This window comes from Bacillus sp. FSL R5-0603 (genome assembly GCF_038050295.1).
Taxonomy (GTDB): Bacteria; Bacillota; Bacilli; order Bacillales; family Bacillaceae; genus Bacillus; species Bacillus subtilis.
In genome coordinates, this window is the sequence record NZ_JBBOYP010000001.1 from 2,895,443 (window position 1) to 2,912,498 (window position 17,056).

15 protein-coding genes are annotated in these 17,056 nt (G+C 45.5%); 5 read left to right on the forward strand and 10 right to left on the reverse strand.

The window, feature by feature from the left end; all coding sequences use genetic code 11:
- Window positions 1-84: 84 nt before the first annotated feature.
- From pulA to thpR, 4 genes are read right to left on the reverse strand one after another with little or no spacing between them, the layout of a single operon-like run.
- On the reverse strand, window positions 85-2,241 hold the full coding sequence (pulA, locus tag NYE56_RS14965; RefSeq protein WP_341284034.1) for a type I pullulanase: 2,157 nt from the start codon (window positions 2,239-2,241) through the stop codon (window positions 85-87).
- Between the two features lie 25 nt (window positions 2,242-2,266).
- Window positions 2,267-3,196: a YegS/Rv2252/BmrU family lipid kinase gene (locus tag NYE56_RS14970; protein WP_341284035.1), complete on the reverse strand. Its 930-nt coding sequence runs from the start codon at window positions 3,194-3,196 to the stop codon at window positions 2,267-2,269.
- Window positions 3,197-3,244: 48 nt separating this feature from the next.
- Window positions 3,245-4,159: a hypothetical protein gene (locus tag NYE56_RS14975; RefSeq protein ID WP_268555652.1), complete on the reverse strand. Its 915-nt coding sequence runs from the start codon at window positions 4,157-4,159 to the stop codon at window positions 3,245-3,247.
- 25 nt (window positions 4,160-4,184) lie between these two features.
- Window positions 4,185-4,736: an RNA 2',3'-cyclic phosphodiesterase gene (thpR, locus tag NYE56_RS14980; RefSeq protein ID WP_268555651.1), complete on the reverse strand. Its 552-nt coding sequence runs from the start codon at window positions 4,734-4,736 to the stop codon at window positions 4,185-4,187.
- 148 nt (window positions 4,737-4,884) lie between these two features.
- Between thpR and cysK the strand changes: the two genes are divergently transcribed.
- Window positions 4,885-5,820, forward strand: a complete 936-nt coding sequence (gene cysK, locus NYE56_RS14985) for a cysteine synthase A (protein ID WP_268555650.1) — start codon at window positions 4,885-4,887, stop codon at window positions 5,818-5,820.
- A gap of 29 nt (window positions 5,821-5,849) precedes the next feature.
- Here cysK and pepV read toward each other — a convergent pair whose 3' ends face one another.
- The gene (gene pepV / locus NYE56_RS14990; protein ID WP_268555649.1) at window positions 5,850-7,241 is read right to left on the reverse strand and encodes a dipeptidase PepV; all 1,392 of its coding nucleotides are present in this window, start codon (window positions 7,239-7,241) and stop codon (window positions 5,850-5,852) included.
- A gap of 96 nt (window positions 7,242-7,337) precedes the next feature.
- On the opposite strand from pepV, the gene pbuO reads away from it, so the two are divergent.
- Complete coding sequence (gene pbuO, locus NYE56_RS14995; RefSeq protein WP_003229234.1) at window positions 7,338-8,636, forward strand: hypoxanthine/guanine permease PbuO; 1,299 nt, start codon at window positions 7,338-7,340, stop codon at window positions 8,634-8,636.
- Window positions 8,637-8,674: 38 nt separating this feature from the next.
- On the opposite strand, the gene NYE56_RS15000 is transcribed toward pbuO, so the two are convergent.
- The gene (locus tag NYE56_RS15000) at window positions 8,675-9,832 is read right to left on the reverse strand and encodes an ABC transporter permease (protein ID WP_268555647.1); all 1,158 of its coding nucleotides are present in this window, start codon (window positions 9,830-9,832) and stop codon (window positions 8,675-8,677) included.
- Window positions 9,829-10,539 (reverse strand): ABC transporter ATP-binding protein, encoded by a 711-nt coding sequence (locus tag NYE56_RS15005; RefSeq protein WP_268555646.1) that lies wholly within the window; start codon window positions 10,537-10,539, stop codon window positions 9,829-9,831. Before NYE56_RS15005 ends, NYE56_RS15000 begins: the two co-directional genes overlap by 4 nt.
- Before the next feature lie 289 nt (window positions 10,540-10,828).
- On the opposite strand from NYE56_RS15005, the gene NYE56_RS15010 reads away from it, so the two are divergent.
- Window positions 10,829-11,050 (forward strand): DeoR family transcriptional regulator, encoded by a 222-nt coding sequence (locus tag NYE56_RS15010; protein ID WP_003152337.1) that lies wholly within the window; start codon window positions 10,829-10,831, stop codon window positions 11,048-11,050.
- Window positions 11,051-11,171: 121 nt separating this feature from the next.
- Here the strand turns inward: NYE56_RS15010 and NYE56_RS15015 are convergent, their stop codons facing one another.
- Both NYE56_RS15015 and murJ read right to left on the reverse strand, forming a co-directional pair.
- Window positions 11,172-11,891: a pseudouridine synthase gene (locus tag NYE56_RS15015; protein ID WP_017695479.1), complete on the reverse strand. Its 720-nt coding sequence runs from the start codon at window positions 11,889-11,891 to the stop codon at window positions 11,172-11,174.
- A 68-nt stretch (window positions 11,892-11,959) separates the two neighbouring features.
- The gene (gene murJ / locus NYE56_RS15020) at window positions 11,960-13,594 is read right to left on the reverse strand and encodes a lipid II flippase MurJ (RefSeq protein ID WP_014480588.1); all 1,635 of its coding nucleotides are present in this window, start codon (window positions 13,592-13,594) and stop codon (window positions 11,960-11,962) included.
- A 202-nt stretch (window positions 13,595-13,796) separates the two neighbouring features.
- Between murJ and NYE56_RS15025 the strand changes: the two genes are divergently transcribed.
- Together NYE56_RS15025 and opuD are read left to right on the forward strand one after the other, a co-directional pair.
- Entirely contained in the window at window positions 13,797-15,059 is a 1,263-nt protein-coding gene (locus NYE56_RS15025) for a BaiN/RdsA family NAD(P)/FAD-dependent oxidoreductase (RefSeq protein ID WP_341284401.1), read from the forward strand.
- A 188-nt stretch (window positions 15,060-15,247) separates the two neighbouring features.
- On the forward strand, window positions 15,248-16,786 hold the full coding sequence (gene opuD / locus NYE56_RS15030; RefSeq protein ID WP_015384403.1) for a glycine betaine transporter OpuD: 1,539 nt from the start codon (window positions 15,248-15,250) through the stop codon (window positions 16,784-16,786).
- Between the two features lie 36 nt (window positions 16,787-16,822).
- Here the strand turns inward: opuD and NYE56_RS15035 are convergent, their stop codons facing one another.
- The gene (locus NYE56_RS15035) at window positions 16,823-17,005 is read right to left on the reverse strand and encodes a sporulation protein Cse60 (protein ID WP_003223398.1); all 183 of its coding nucleotides are present in this window, start codon (window positions 17,003-17,005) and stop codon (window positions 16,823-16,825) included.
- Window positions 17,006-17,056 lie beyond the last annotated feature (51 nt).

The following is a 17,056-nucleotide window of genomic DNA, read 5'->3' on the forward strand; positions in this document are numbered from 1 at the left end:
AAAAATAAAAAAGACAGCTATTGAGAGTCTCATATGCTAATCAATAGCCGTCCTTTAAATTTTAGCGCTATAGCACAAACTTCGTCAAGCAAAACTCTTAAGATCTGATGCTAAATATAAGATAACCGTTCCGATGCCGTTTACTGCAACCGTTTTCTTGATTTCTGCCGGGTCTTCCTGAAATCCTGATGGATCACATAAAAGCCGATAAGGTATGTCGTTTGGCAGCCTCCACTCGACGGAGTCTGGACTCGCGTGATGGATAACAATGATATCTTTCCATTCGTCAACCTCGTCAAGATCATAAAGCCTGTATGCGATAAGGTGTTCTTTTAGCGTCAAACATTCAAGATGGCGCTGGATGTCTGCAGCGGACCTGAGACGAAATGCAGGATGCGCTTTTCTCAGCGAGATCAGCCTGCGGATATAGTCAACATCTTCTTTGAACGTTTCACGGCGATCCCAGTCCAGCTCGTTAATGCTGTCACTGGATTGATAGCTGTTTTCCACTCCCTGCTTCGTCCGGAAAAATTCCTGGCCGCTATGAATAAACGGCACCCCTTGGGCAAGCAAAATAATTGCGGCTGCAAGCCTTTGCCTGCTTCTCTTTCGGCTGTCATTTTCTTGAGGAAGCGCGAAGCTCATTTTATCCCAAAAGGTGTGATTGTCATGTGATTCAACATAATTGATGGACTGGCTTGGTTCCGGAACAATCGGTGCGAATGCCTTCCATCCGGAAGAACCGGCAATCCCGTGCATAACAGCTTGCGCTGATTCACCGCTGCCGAGTGCAAACCCTGCTGCCATGAGGTGAAAGGTGTTCCCTTTTACAGCGTCACGAAACATATCATTAAAAAAACCAATACCGGGCATTCTTGGTGCGTTTGCCAAAGCAGCTTTCTGTTCATGCGGCAGCGGTGTAGCCAGATCCCATCCTTCTCCAAAAAGCAGGATCCCGGGCTTTGCCTTAGTTGCTTTCTCTTTCATATAAAGCACGGTGTCAATATCTAAAATGCCGAGCAGATCAAAGCGGAAGCCGTCGGCATTGTATTCTTCAAGCCAATAGACCACGCAATCCGCAATGAACTTTCTCGCCATCCTTCTTTCTGATGCAATATCATTGCCAACGCCAGTGCCGTTTGACGGCATCCCACATTCGTCATGCCGGAAAAAATAACCGGGCACTGTTTTTTCAAAGGGTGAATTCTCGCGCTGATACACATGGTTAAAAACAACATCCAGAATGACTCGCAGACCGTGCTGATGCAGGGTATTGATCATTTGTTTCAGCTCTGTTTTTCTCGTTTGAGGATCATAAGGGTTTGAGGCATAGCTTCCCTCCGGGGCAAAAAAATGAAGCGGGTTATATCCCCAATTATAAGCATCAAGCGGCTTCTCTTCATCAACTCCGGCAAAATCGTTCACCGGCAGCAGCTCGACGTGTGTAACACCGAGCTCTTTTATATACGCCAGTCCAGAAGAACTGCCATTTGCGGTTTGTGTATCCGTTTCCGTCAGCGCTAAGTATTGTCCCTTGTTTATCATGCCGCTGTTTTCATGGATGGAGAAGTCGCGAAGGTGCGTCTCATAGATGACGGCATCCACAGGGTTTGAGAATGGCTTAAGCGGAGCAGTCCATTTCATTTGATCCGGGCGCAAGACGACGCCCTTCTCTCCATTTACTGTCACGGCCTTTGCATACGGGTCAACGGTTTCCGCCCACTCTGAATTGTTGCAGATGCAGAACACATACTCGTACCCGTGGAGGTCACCCATGACCGTAACAGCATAGACGCCCTTTTCCAAGCGAGTCATTTGGAATGTGCGCCCGCCTTTATTGGGGTGTGAAAGCTTGACAGCAGCTGAGGTTGCAGCAGGCGCCCATACTTTAAATACGGTATGATCCGCAGTATAAACGGCGCCCAGCTCTCCGTCATAATAAAATTCGTCATCAAATGCAGCCGTCCGGATGACCGCGCCAATTAGGAGATCCGTTTTGTGGCCGCTGGATGCTCTGACGCAATGGATTTTTCCAAATGTCACAGGATGGTCGGATACGCAGACGTACTTGTATTTTGCTTCAAGGGAGTATTCCTCCCTGACAGCCAGAGGAAAAACTGTTGTTTCTGTCTCAAGCCGAAACGGCGGTGTCATGATTTCCTTTTGTTCAGCAGGAATCAGAACAGTAATGATATTCATGTCATCGACATACGCTTCGAAGCTGCGGCGGATGCTGACCATCGGAAGCTCTCTCCTTCAAACACGTTTATGTTTTGATCCTTAGGGGTGAAGGACTAGATGCCAGACGAAACGGGGTAGTGCCCATGATTTCTCCGTCAGCATGGAACGGGATTTTGTCCTTCGTGTAAAATGTAATGTCCTTCGCTTTAAACATCGTAACGCCATCCACTTTTGTATGTTTTCCAAATGCCATGAGACATAAAAGCCAATATTTTTTCAAAAACGGCTGGTTTTCAACGATTACGATATCAAATGTCTTCTCGCGCGGATTTGCTAGGGGCGCCGCCTTCATGCCTCCCCCGTAAAACGGATGGTTGGATACAACGGCAAACCAGACATCATGAAATTCGCGCGTCTCGTCTTCCGTCGTACAAGCTAACGTAAACGGCTTAAAGGTTGCCGAAGCGTGCAAATGAGAAAGCGGATACACAAGAAATCGAAGGCGGAGAAAAAGAAAAACCCGTCTCAACGGAAATTCCATCGACTTTTTATTGACATATGCGTCAAACCCGATCCCGATATGATTCATAAAATAAAGAATCTGTGATTTATCCTGAAGGAAATTGACGCTTCCTAAATGAAAGGTTCTTGTTAACGGGCGCTTTACCTTCTTGATTTCCTGTATCAGATCGATTTTTTTAATAGAGAATCCTCGCGAAAAATCATTATACGCGCCCGCCGGCACAAAGCTCAGCTCAATATCGTCAACATCTTTCAGCCCGTTGACAACTTCATGCATGGTTCCGTCTCCGCCAATGACGATCAGGCGCTTCAGCTTATATTCTTGTATCGTTGAAATCTGTCTGGCGAGCACCTCGGCGTGTCCCGGATGTTCAGTTAAAAATGAACGGTGCTCAACCTTTCGTTTGATCAATTCTTTTTGAATGGACTTCCAAACACGCAGGCCGTTTCGATGTCCTGCTGTCGGATTAATAATAAAAAACCAATGGCTCATCTTTCTCACCTGCTTATGTTATGAGAAAACCGCTCAAATCGTTCTCTTTTACTCCAGCCACTCCTGTCTGCGATAGGAGTCAGACATGCAGTAAGACAAGAGAGCCTTTGCAGCCTTTACCTGATGATGTTTGATCGGAGCAGTGTTTTTCTTCTGCCGCTCAATCCATTCTTCCGCGCTCCGCTTATCCGCTATTTCTAAGCCGTATGGCGGCTCCGGATAATCGATGTACGACGTTCTGCTCAGAAGCAATTTTCGAACCGGAATCTCAGCCTGTTTTTCCTTTACGATCTTTGACACAACCGAGTCCGTACGAAACAGGCTAAGCCCTGGATTTAACACTGATGCAGTCTGAGAGGCTGTTTTCTTGTCCCAAAAACGATTTTTAGACCCTATGTAGACACTGTCTTCCTCAGCCTCTAAAAAAGAAACGCAATAAATTTCCAGAGGAGAAATAATCACAATACTTAATTCAACCGCCGCCTGCTGAATTTTCAGCACAGGCTTATACATAATAAAATAAGAATCAGGCAGCTGCTGGGTCAGATAACGCAAAATGCGGTCCTGCTTCACCTGGTTTGAGAGTTGAGATATTTCTGAAAGAGTAGAGCTTGCCCATTTGAGCTGAAAATCATATAAATGTCTTTTATAAAAAGAAGCAAGCGCCACCCTGCTCTTCGGGAGCCTTACATGAATATCTTCTTCGTCCTCAAACCATCGGTGTCTCTCTTCTTGTATATCGGCTTTTTTCTCTTCTTTTCTTCTTTTCAATGAAAATTTTTTTCGTTTCTGCACCGGTTCCGGTTCTTCAGCTCTGGCTTGCCTTTCTTCATGCTGGCGCTCCGCTGCTTCTACTAGTGAAAGCCAGCGCTCTTTTTTCAGACGTACAAACTGGTTGATATAATGGTACGGATCAAGCTCATACCTCGATATATAATCATGAATTTTGATGATTTGTGCCATGTTTGTTTCTCCACTCCGCAATGAATTAAGATAATTGAAATTTGAATATTTCCTCGTATTTTGGTGATTGGTTCAAGTGTATTTGAAAGAGCGAAAATCGTTCAGCCATCATCGAAACCTCGCCGCTTTCAAACGGAACATGAGCCGGAAATCCTTCTTCTCCTGTCCATTTTCTTGCCAGTGTCATATGAGGATGATACGGTCTTTTTTCCACTTGAAAGCCGGCCTGAAGTACAGCCTGCTTCGTATGTTCCCGCAGTCTATCAAGCGTTTTGTTTTTCTTTGGCTCCAGATGTAAAACGCGCGGCCTTCTGCGGTCGCCGAATACATCTATCTTGTCAAACTTAATTGAAAATGGGTCAATTTCTGAAGCAATCTCTGTTAGCGAACCTTCAAGCTTCTTTATTTGTGTCTCATCCGCCGCTCCGAGAAAAATTAACGTGATATGATAGTCAAGCGGGTGCACCCATTTTTGAAACGTCAATACCGGTTCGTTTTTCGCAGCCTGGTAGATCGGATTTGCAATTCCCTCAGGTATGGGAACGCCGATGAAATAATGAGGCCGTATATCTGGCATCCGTCTGACACTCCCTTCTTTGACAGCTATTATTTTATCAATAAAGAGGCTGTGCGGATAGAGGAACAGTGTATGAAAACACTCTCGCACAAACGTTTATCATGTTAGGATATTATATGACACTTGTTTTATTCAGAAAGGAATGACAATGTTGAAAATCGTTGCAAACACAGCTGATCTGATAGGAGATACACCGCTAGTGAGATTGAATCGGCTTCAGCCGGAAAATGCGGCACAAGTCTATTTAAAGCTTGAATTTTTCAATCCGAGCGGCAGTGTGAAAGACAGAGCCGCTTATCAAATGATCATAGAAGCTGAACAAAACGGTTTACTCAAGCCGGGATCAGTTATTATAGAGCCGACAAGCGGAAATACCGGAATCGGGCTCGCCATGAATGCGGCAGCACGCGGATATAAAGCAATCTTAGTGATGCCTGATACGATGACGAAGGAACGGATCAACCTACTTAAAGCTTACGGTGCAGAGGTTGTATTAACTCCCGGAGAGGAAAGAATGCCGGGTAGCATCAAAAAAGCGAAGGAGCTTGCCGAACAAATTCCGAACAGCTATATTCCAATGCAGTTCGATAACACTGCTAATCCTGATGCGCACCGGAAAACAACAGCGCCTGAAATTGCTCGGGCGTTAGAGGAAATCGGAAAACCGCTCGGCGCTTTTGTATCCTCCTCCGGAACGGGCGGAACCATTACCGGAACAGGTGAGGCGCTCAAAGAGCTTTTTCCGGATATCACGGTTCATGTTGTTGAGCCAGCGGGTTCGCCTGTATTATCCGGCGGAAAACCTGGCGCACATAAACTTGTAGGAACGAGCCCAGGCTTTATACCGCCGATTTTAAATGAAGACGTGTATGATGAAATTATCAAAATCTCTGATGAAGACGCGTATACGACAACAAGACGGCTTGCTGCTGAAGAAGGAATTCTTGTCGGCCCTTCATCAGGCGCAGCCTGCTTCGCGGCAATCGAAACAGCGAAACGCCTCTCTCCTGACAAAGTTGTGGTCTGCATGACAGCTGATACAGGAGAACGGTACTTATCAACTGATTTATGGTCATTTATTTAAAAAAAGGACTGGCTTCAAAGCCGGTCCTTTTATTTTGCAAGCTCGTAAATGGCCTGCGCATATAACGCTGTCGATCTCAGCAGGTCATCAATTTCGATATATTCATCCTTTTGATGTGCGCTGTCAGGACGTCCGGGGAACAGCGGGCCGAAGGCGACACCGGCTTTTAGAGATCTGGCATACGTCCCTCCGCCGATGGAGATTAAGTCAGCTTTTTTACCCAGCTGGCCTTCATAAACCTTTTGCAGGGTTTTGACTAACGGATGATCTGCGGACACGTGATGCGGCTTGCTGTCTTTGAATTCTCCCAGCTCAAATTCTGATGCACTTTCGAATGCATCGCGGATCACTTTGCTTTCCGCTGTCACAGGATAGCGGATATTGATCCCGAGCTCGCCTCCTTGCCCTTCTTTATAGCGCAGTGTTCCGACATTTAATGTCAGCTCACCGCTGATTTCATCCTCACAGTCGATGTTTAGTTTCTTTCCTCTTGTATCACCTGAGAACTTGTCTGTCACAACTTGCACAAACCGCTTTCCTGCATCGTCAAGCTCAGTTTGCTGGAGAAATTCGCACAATAAAATGCCGGCATTGATCCCATTGTTCGGTTCCATCGCATGGCAGGAAAGCCCGTACATACGCAAAATGAGCTGTCCGTTCTCTATTTCAGCTTCTCCTTTTTGATCCGTCGTGCGGAGCATGTCTTTAAATGAAGACAGAATCTCTTCTTTTTTCGGCCCTTCAATGACAGCTTCCGCAGCGTCAGGCACCATGTTCAAGCGAAGGCCTGATTGTAACGAGACAAGCACTGCCTTTGGTTCTGCTTGATTTGGGCGGTGCGGAATAAGTAAAGAAGCATCGATGATCCCTTTTTCCGCATTAATGATTGGAAAATCGGCGTCAGGCGCAAAGCCCATTGTTGGCATTTCTTCATGCTTGAAATAATGCTCTACGCATCTCCAATCACTTTCTTCATCTGTTCCGATAATCATTCTGACTCGCTTGGACAGGGGCAGATTCATGTCTTTCACGATTTTCAGCGCGTAGAATGCCGCCATTGTCGGGCCTTTGTCATCAATGGCGCCTCTTGCATAAATCCGTCCGTTGCGGATTTCAGCTGAAAATGGATCACTCGTCCACCCATCTCCCGGCGGCACGACGTCAACATGGCAAAGTACGCCGATAATGTCATCGCCCTCCCCCCATTCAATATGACCTGCGAAGCCGTCAAGATTTTTTGTTGTAAAGCCTTCTTTTTCTCCAAGCTCCAGCAATGAAGTCAGGCTGGCGTTTACCCCTTCTCCAAACGGTTTACCGGGTCCGGCGGTTGTTTCGTCCATGACACTGTTGATTCTCAAAAATTCCTGCGTATCACGAATTAAATCCTCTTTTTTTCTGATCACTTCAACTTCCCAGTTCATAATGATCCCCTTTCCGCAAGAAATGACTTGCAAAAACCAAATAAAACGAATAATATTAATGGTGTTTTGTTAAAACGTTCGTAATTGGAGGATACTATGTTTCATCTAAAAGAGCAGCAAACATCCATAAAGCAAGAAATCATAGCAGGGCTGACGACCTTTTTCACAATGGTCTATATCGTCGTGGTCAATCCGGTCATTCTGGCTAACGCCGGGGTTCCTTTCGACCAGGTGTTCACCGCAACGATTATTGCCTCCATTGTCGGAACGCTGTGGATGGCCCTGGCAGCAAATTATCCGATTGCTATTGCGCCCGGCATGGGCTTGAACGCTTATTTAGCCTTTCATGTCGTAAGCGCAAGCGATGGCGGCATTACGTACGCAACAGCTTTCAGCGCAGTATTTACAGCAGGGGTTCTCTTCATTATTCTATCGTTAACACCTTTAAGAAAACAACTTATAGAAGCGATTCCAAACAATTTAAAATACGGGATCACAACTGGGATCGGGCTGTTTATTGCTTTTATCGGTTTGCGTCAAGCGGGCATTGTGGCAGCTGATGAGTCAAACCTGGTCACTCTCGGCAATCTGCATTCACCTGGTGTTATCTTAACGCTGGTTGGCCTTTTGATCAGCGTGGTCCTGATGGTGCTGAATGTAAGCGGCGCTTTATTTATCGGAATGGCAGCTACCGCTTTGATCGCCTTTTTCACCGGTCAGCTCCATTTTTCAAAGGGATTTATGTCGCTTCCTCATTTGCCGGAAGGATTGATGATCTCAAATCCATTTACTGCTTTTGGCGATGTCATTCATCACGGCCTGTACGCTGTCGTCTTTTCTTTTCTATTAGTCACAATATTTGATACGACAGGCACGATGATCGGAGTTGCCGAGCAAGCCGGGCTGATGAAGAACAACAAGCTGCCGAACGTGCGAAAAGCGCTGCTTGCTGATTCAACCGCGACGACAGTAGGAGCTGTTTTCGGCACAAGTCCAACGACTGCATTTATCGAGTCTTCCGCCGGTGTCGCAGCCGGGGGAAGAACGGGGCTTACGGCTTTGACTGTCGCGGTGATGTTTGCGGCTTCAATGTTTTTCAGTCCGCTTGTCAGCGCCTTGTCCGGTATAGCCGCCATCACCTCGCCTGCTTTGATTATCGTCGGCAGCTTGATGATGGGCTCGGTTTCCAATATGAACTGGAAAGAGATGGACGAGGCATTTCCAGCGTTTCTCGTCATTCTGGCCATGCCTTTGACATCCAGCATTTCTACAGGAATTGCGCTTGGCTTTATTTCATATCCGATCGTAAAAGCGGCGCGGGGAAAATGGAGAGAGATTCATCCGCTCGTCATCGTTTTCGCCATTCTGTTTTTCATCCAGCTGTTTATTTTATAACATAGACCTAAAAACCCAAACGTCGCCGTTTGGGTTTTTTATGTAAACAATAAAGAGACAGCGGCCGCTAAAAAACAACAGGCGGCAAACGCATAGTGCAGGATGTTGATACAGTTTTTTCTGGCCCGATAATATTCATCACTTTCCTTATCGGTGCCAATTAAAAAAGGGGCATCCATGACCTTGTCAAAAATAAGCGTCAGGATATAACGGCAAACCCCTGTATATACCAGCAGCGCAATCACCTTCAGCCAAATTGGGGAAACAAATATGAGAACGGTGAAAGCTGACAATAGCATGTACATCTGCCTCGCATACTCGCCATTCCTCAGCATGACTTTAAAAAACAATTCCTTATAGCCTGTGCAGATCGTTCGTCTTTTAAATATCCTTTTTGAATTTCGGTATAATAACGGTTTTCTTCTCATCCTGTCTTTTACTTTTGGCATTCCCGCCTCCTGACTCATCATCATCACAAGTCCTGCAAGAGCAAGCCTGCTTTTTTTCTCTTCAGTCACCTCAGCTTCAAAAGCCTTGAACGAAGCCGTCTTTTTCAAACTGCGGATAACTGAGAAAAGCAAAAATAAAATGCCAAAAAGCGCAAGCAAGTGCCACTGAGTCAAAACAATCAGGATAGCAGAACCAGCAAAAAATATAGCTCTGACAAAAATATCGCCAATCCATCTCGAAATGGAGCGCGGCTTTCTGATCCTGTCTTGCTTTAAGGATAAAAAGAATATATGAAGGCCAAACAAATAACACAATAGAGCAGTGCTTTCTGCGAATGTGATGTGAACAGAATGACTGATCAAGGGAAGGACAATGAAAAAGAGAAGCAGCCACTTAGCCTTCGTGACGAGAAAAGAATACAAAAGCGCGTACCGTTTGAGCTGATAGATGATTTCCTTCTTTTGCAGCAAAAACACTTTGTCCGCTTCCATTAAAAATGTGCGAATCGAGCCTGTAAACATGATCAGCCCACACACAGCGTACAGCCATCTCCACTCCGCCACTTCAGACCACTCATAAAGAAGACCTCTTCCATTCATCAAATCAATATACTGATAGATGACAAAAGCAATCGCCGGCAAAACAATATAGAGAGCGACTGTCCAGTCAATGACCGCATGCAACACTTTAAACTGATACTTGTAATAGTCAAACAGCCTTCGAAAAAAGAGCGTACGCCCGTTCATGGCCGATCACCTTGAACTGCCTTATAAAAACAGTCAAGCAATGACTGCCCCTCTAATCCGGTCTTGTCCTGAATATCTTTTAACGTGCCTTGGAGAAATAATGAACCTTTCTCAATCATATAAAACCGGTCACAGATTTTTTCCGCGGTATCGAGTACATGCGTGCACATAAGAATTCCGGCTCCACGTTCTTTTTCAGCCTTAAGCATGTCCACAAAGCGTTTCGTCGATATCGGATCAAGGCCGATAAACGGTTCATCAATCACATACATATCCGGCTTAGAGAGAAAGGCCTGGATAAGCATTAGTTTTTGCTGCATGCCCTTCGAAAAGGTGACAGGCAGCTCATGTTTGACATGATCAAGCGAAAACGTCTGCAGCAGGCTTTGGGCCCGATGCGCAAATTCTCTCTCTTCAATGCCGTGGAGTGTGCTGATCAGATCCAAATGCTCCCACAGCGTCAGTTCTTCGTAAAAGGACGGATGCTCCGGAATATATGCAAATGAACAGTCGTTCCAGGCAATATGCCCTTTAAAATCTTCTGAAAGGCCGAGTATCGCCTTGATTGCGGTGCTTTTTCCGGCGCCGTTAGCTCCGATCAGTCCAACTAGTTCCCCTTTTCTGACTTCCAGAAAAACATCGGTGAGCACTTTTTTTCGGCTTGTATACCCGGCCTGTTCTATTGTAGCTTCAAGCAAATTTGTCAAAACTCACCCACCTCCAAAATTTACTACGAAACAGAATAAAAAAAGTTTCTTTAACCATAATAATATTGAGCCGAAATACATAGTAATCCAACAAGGATGGCTGCCCAACGCGAATTGGAAAAAATTAATAGGAGTTATCCCTAGATTCATCACTGCAATATCGTGTATAATGAGGGCGAATTATTTTAACAATTACAGATGTCTGCCTTTGTTGCTATTTCGTACGCAGTTGATAGTCGTGAGTTGTGGTTAGTCAAGTCCATCCGATCTTATGATAGGGAGTGGTTTTTTGAAACCTTCAACAAACCGTATGCTAACTCGAATCAAATCAGTTTACATGTTTATCCAAGAAAAAGGTCTTGTGACAACACAGGAACTGGTTGACGAATTCGGCATTACACCTAGAACGATTCAAAGAGACTTAAATGTGTTGGCATATAATGATCTTGTTCATAGTCCAAGCCGTGGCAAGTGGGAGACAACGAGAAAGAAAGTAAAGATTACCTCATAAATTGAAAAATTACATAGGGCCGCCTGAGAGCGGCCCGATAGATAACAGGGCGAAGAAACTACTGAGCCTTGTTTTTGTGCGCTTATAAATAAAACCCCGCATTCGGTATGCGGGGTTTTTGTCATGCTTGCGGCTCATTGAGCAAATGAAGCTCTTCCTCTGTCAGCTCACGGTATTCCCCGGGTGCCAGAGCGGGATCTAGGGAAACGCGTCCCATCGAAAGCCGCTTCAGATAAACCACTTCATTGCCGACTGCCTTTGCCATTTGCTTGACCTGATGGTATTTTCCTTCTGTAATTGTCAGGTATATAACGGTATTGCCACTGTCGTTTGTTTTGATTTCCGCTTTTGCCGGCTTTGTTTTATAGCCGCCCTCTATGTAGACACCCGTTTCCAAATCGGAGATGTCTTCCCGAGAAATCTGTGATTTTAAATGGACTTCATACGTTTTTGGAACATGCTTTTTAGGAGAAAGAAGCCGATGTGCGAGCTGCCCGTCATTTGTGAGCAGCAAAAAGCCCTCTGTATCTTTATCAAGCCTGCCGGCTGGAAATGGCTCAAATCTCATCTCCTCCGGCGTCAGCAGATCGACCACTGTTTGCTGCCGGCTGTCCTCAGTCGCCGACAGCACGCCCTGCGGTTTATTCATCATAAGATAAATGAACTCTCGATAATCAACCGGTTCCCCGTATACGGTCACCTCCTGCGTATCAGGATCAACGTGCGCCTTTACATCTTTGGCAGGTTTGCCGTCGATCATCACGGCTCCAGCCTTCACAACGGCTTTGACTTCTTTTCTGGAACCATACCCGCTGTTGGCAAGCAGCTTATCAAGTCTCATTCCCAATCTCTCCTTTATAAAAGAAAGCCCGCAGCATGCGAGCCCTCAGTTTCATCATATCTAGTTCATCAGCCTGCATGTCTGCCTTTCCTTAAGAAACCTGGCAAACGGCGGCCTAAAATTTTCTGTAAAAATCCTAATCGGTAGCCGCAATACAGGTAGACAGCTCCGCCAACAGCAGCCGCGATCACCACAACAATCGCAGCTTGCAGCTGGCCATCCTGATAGGAAATAAAGAAGCCTAATACCCACTGCACGATTTTCACGGCAATACCCATAATGGCTGATAAGACCAGCATCAAAACAGTTCGTTTAACAAGTATCTTATACGAATAGCCTGCATGGCGCTTAATCATGATAAACCCATATAAAAGGGAAGCGATATATCCAAGCGCCGTCGCTAAAATCGCTCCGTCAGCCTGCATCAGCTTGATCAGCGGAACATTCAGCACAAGCTTGATCACGACACCGATCACAAGGCTGACAACCGCAAATTTTTGCTTATTGATGCCCTGCAGAATGGCTGCGTTGACTGTAAACAAAGAGAACAAAATCGCGACTGGCGAATACCATAGCAAAATGTTTGCCCCCAGTTCAGGATGAAGGCTCTCTGACCCGTAAAAGAACGTATACGTCGGTCCTGACAATAGAGAGATCCCGACAACAGCCGGAATAATTAAAAACAGGATCGTCTGCATCGTTTGATTAATCTGCTGATTTAACAGCTTATAGTTTCCGCTTGTAAACGATTCAGTAATCGTTGGAATTAATGTCAGTCCGAAAGCAGTTGCTAGGGAAACCGGGATCATCACGAGCTTCTGAACATACAGGGTTAGAATCGCAAGCATGTCCTGGCTGATGGCTTGATGACCGGCTTCAATCATCGCTTTGTTAAACGTATTTGTATCAATATAGTTATACAAAGGGATGGCTAGTCCGACAAAAACGTACGGAGCAGCATAGCTGAACAGCTCGAAAAACATTTTCTTGTAGCTTAGGTTTGCTGTCGGACCCGTATTCGGCATCATCGCCAGCAGGCTGCCCTTCCGTTTGTTCCAATAAATATAAAGCACGACCAGCCCTCCGAAGGCACCGATCAGCGCTGCGAAGGTTGCATAGCCCACAGCGATGACAAGGCCGCCGTTGAAAACCTTCAAAATCAAGAATGTCGCACTCAATAGAAAGATGATGCGGACAATCTGTTCAACGACTTGGGATACAGCTGTCGGACCCATCATTTGGTGCCCTTGAAAGAATCCGCGGACAAGGCTCATAATCGGTACGACCAAAAGCGCTAAGCTGACCATGCGGATGACATAAACGACATGATCAATTGTCAGGCCGTTATTATCCTTGCCTCCCAGCGATATTTCCGCAAACATCGGAGCCGATAGATACAGAATGAAAAAGGCTATCATTCCTGTGACGAGCATAACCGACATGCCCGCCTTTAGCATTTTCCTGCTTGTCTCATAATCCCCTTTTGAATTATATTTGGAAACAAATTTAGAAACAGCGGCCGGAAAGCCCATCGTAGCAATATTCAAAAATAAAGTGTATTGGTTGTATCCGTATTGAAATAATGCACCGCCTGTCGCCCCGACCATAATGCTGAAGGGAATTAAATAGACCATCCCCAGAATCCGCGATATATATGTACCGAGCGTTAATACAAACGTGCCTCTTAACAGTTTGCTTGACATGTTTCTTCATCACCATTTTCTACGAAGATTCAACTTTTCTATTTTACCACAACTGGGCATTTAGACGGTAATAAATACAAAAGCAATCCTGTGAACATTCATGTCCGCGGCAAAAGACGTTTAAGGAGCGGCTTTCTTTCGCTATAATAGTACTGCGGATGGGGTGTCCGCACACGAAATGAAAAGAAAGTTGATGATAAAGATGAAACAATATGACGTAATCGTAATCGGCGGAGGCCCTTCAGGCTTGATGGCTGCGATTGCAGCAGGAGAACAGGGCGCTGGCGTGTTGCTGATAGATAAAGGAAATAAATTAGGACGGAAACTCGCGATTTCCGGGGGCGGCCGCTGTAATGTGACGAACCGCCTTCCTGTGGAAGAAATTATCAAGCACATCCCCGGCAACGGGCGTTTTTTATACAGCGCGTTTTCTGAATTTAATAATGAGGACATTATCAAGTTTTTTGAAAACCTCGGCATTCAATTGAAGGAAGAGGATCACGGCCGGATGTTCCCTGTGACCGACAAAGCCCAAAGTGTCGTTGACGCGCTGTTAAACAGGCTGAAGCAGCTCCGCGTAACAATCAGAACGAACGAGAAAATTAAATCTGTTTTATATGAAGATGGACAGGCAGCAGGGATTGTGACGAATAATGGCGAAATGATCCATAGCCAGGCAGTCATTATCGCTGTCGGCGGTAAAAGCGTGCCTCATACCGGAAGCACGGGAGACGGCTATGAATGGGCTGAAGCCGCGGGCCATACCATAACAGAGCTGTTTCCGACAGAGGTTCCCGTCACTTCTGGCGAACCGTTCATTAAGCAAAAAACACTTCAAGGCTTATCACTAAGAGATGTAGCCGTCAGTGTGTTAAATAAAAAAGGCAAACCGATTATCACACATAAAATGGACATGCTGTTTACCCATTTCGGCCTCTCAGGACCTGCCATTCTCAGATGCAGCCAATTTGTCGTAAAAGAGCTGAAAAAACAGCCTCAAGTGCCTATCAGAATCGACTTGTATCCGGATATCAATGAAGAAACGCTTTTCCAAAAGATGTATAAAGAACTGAAGGAAGCACCGAAAAAAACCATTAAAAACGTGCTGAAGCCTTGGATGCAGGAGCGCTATCTCCTATTCCTGCTCGAAAAAAACGGCATCTCTCCGAACGTATCGTTTTCTGAGCTGCCGAAGGATCCTTTCAGACAATTTGTAAAGGACTGCAAGCAGTTTACTGTACTTGCAAATGGCACACTGTCGCTTGATAAGGCATTTGTCACGGGAGGCGGGGTATCTGTAAAAGAAATTGACCCGAAAAAGATGGCTTCTAAAAAAATGGAGGGGCTTTATTTTTGCGGTGAAATTCTGGATATCCACGGCTACACAGGCGGATACAATATTACCTCCGCCCTTGTCACAGGCAGGCTTGCAGGGCTAAATGCCGGGCAATACGCCCGTTCTTAACCATTGCTTTTGAACACTTGCCACAAAGGCCGAATATTTGAACATTCCCCGCATTCATGTTAGGGTGAGACTTGTTTTGTTTCACCTGATTGCGGGGTAATTTTAAGAGAGGAATGAGCTGCCATCGTACGACCATACTAAGCCTGCGAGCAAGATATAGGCGTACACAAAAAATTAGAGGGTGAGAAATGTTGAAACATATATCTAGTGTATTTTGGATTGTGATTGCAATCACAGCTGCAGCTGTATTATGGGGTGTTATTTCTCCTGACAGCCTGCAAAATGTGTCTCAATCGGCACAAGCATTTATTACCGATTCATTTGGTTGGTATTATCTTTTAGTTGTCTCTTTGTTTGTCGGGTTTTGTCTCTTTTTGATTTTCAGCCCGATCGGAAAAATCAAACTCGGAAAGCCTGATGAAAAACCGGAATTCGGGTTATTATCATGGTTTGCCATGCTGTTCAGCGCAGGCATGGGAATCGGCTTAGTATTCTACGGTGCGGCTGAACCGATCAGCCATTACGCAATTAGCTCTCCATCAGGTGAAACAGAAACCCCCCAAGCCTTCAGAGATGCACTCCGCTATACGTTTTTCCACTGGGGTTTGCACGCTTGGGCCATTTATGCCATTGTGGCATTATGCATTGCCTATTTCCAATTCCGCAAAGGCGCACCCGGGTTAATCAGCAGCACACTGTCACCGATTCTCGGGGATAAAGTAAACGGACCGATCGGAAAGGCCATTGACTGTATTGCAGTTTTCGCCACTGTTGTCGGGGTGTCAACAAGTCTTGGTCTTGGCGCAACCCAAATTAACGGCGGTTTGAATTACCTGTTCGGCATTCCGAATGCGTTTATCGTCCAATTGGTTTTAATCATTATTGTGACAGTGCTCTTTTTACTTTCTGCGTGGAGCGGACTCGGAAAAGGAATTAAGTATTTAAGCAACACAAACATGGTATTGGCCGGATTGTTAATGTTGTTTATGCTCGTTGTCGGGCCTACAGTGCTGATCATGAACTCATTTACAGATTCTATCGGACAATACATTCAAAATATTGTTCAAATGAGCTTCAGACTGACACCGAATGACCCTGAAAAACGCGAATGGATTAACAGCTGGACGATTTTCTATTGGGCATGGTGGATTTCCTGGTCTCCATTTGTCGGCATTTTCATCGCCCGTGTATCCAGAGGCCGGACGATACGCGAATTTTTAATCGGCGTCTTGGTGACACCTTGTATTTTGACATTTCTATGGTTCTCCATTTTCGGCGTATCAGCCATGGATCTCCAGCAAAAAGGCACGTTCAATGTAGCAAAGCTGTCCACTGAAACGATGCTGTTCGGAACACTTGATCACTATCCGCTGACAATGGTGACATCGATCCTTGCATTGATTCTGATCGCAGTATTTTTTATCACGTCTGCAGATTCAGCTACATTCGTGCTGGGCATGCAGACGTCGTACGGTTCTTTAAATCCGGCGAATTCTGTGAAACTCAGCTGGGGCATCATTCAGTCTGCCATGGCGGCTGTGCTCCTATATTCCGGAGGGCTTGCCGCTTTGCAGAACACAGCGATTCTGGCAGCGCTGCCGTTTTCTATCGTTATCCTGCTGATGATTGCCTCTCTCTATCAATCGCTCTCAAAAGAAAGAAGAGAGATCAAAAAAGCGGAGAAACTCGATAAACCGAGAAGTCCAAGAGTGAAAAAAGCATATTAACAAAAAAGATCTTTCCGTGCCTGCGGAAAGATCTTTTTATTTGCGATATAAGATAAGGGCGGAAAAACAGTAAAGCTGCTCGCCGTCTGGGTCGCACGCTGCCGAAACCGTATATTTGATATCAATCAGCTGCTCCTCCGATATCCCTTTTAAAAATGAATTGATTTCCGTTTGTAAGTCTTTTTCATGCTCTTCATCAAATACCGCTACCTTCAGCATTTTATCCACTCTCCTTTCTCTATCAATCTATTCCGTTTGGAACAGCGTTAT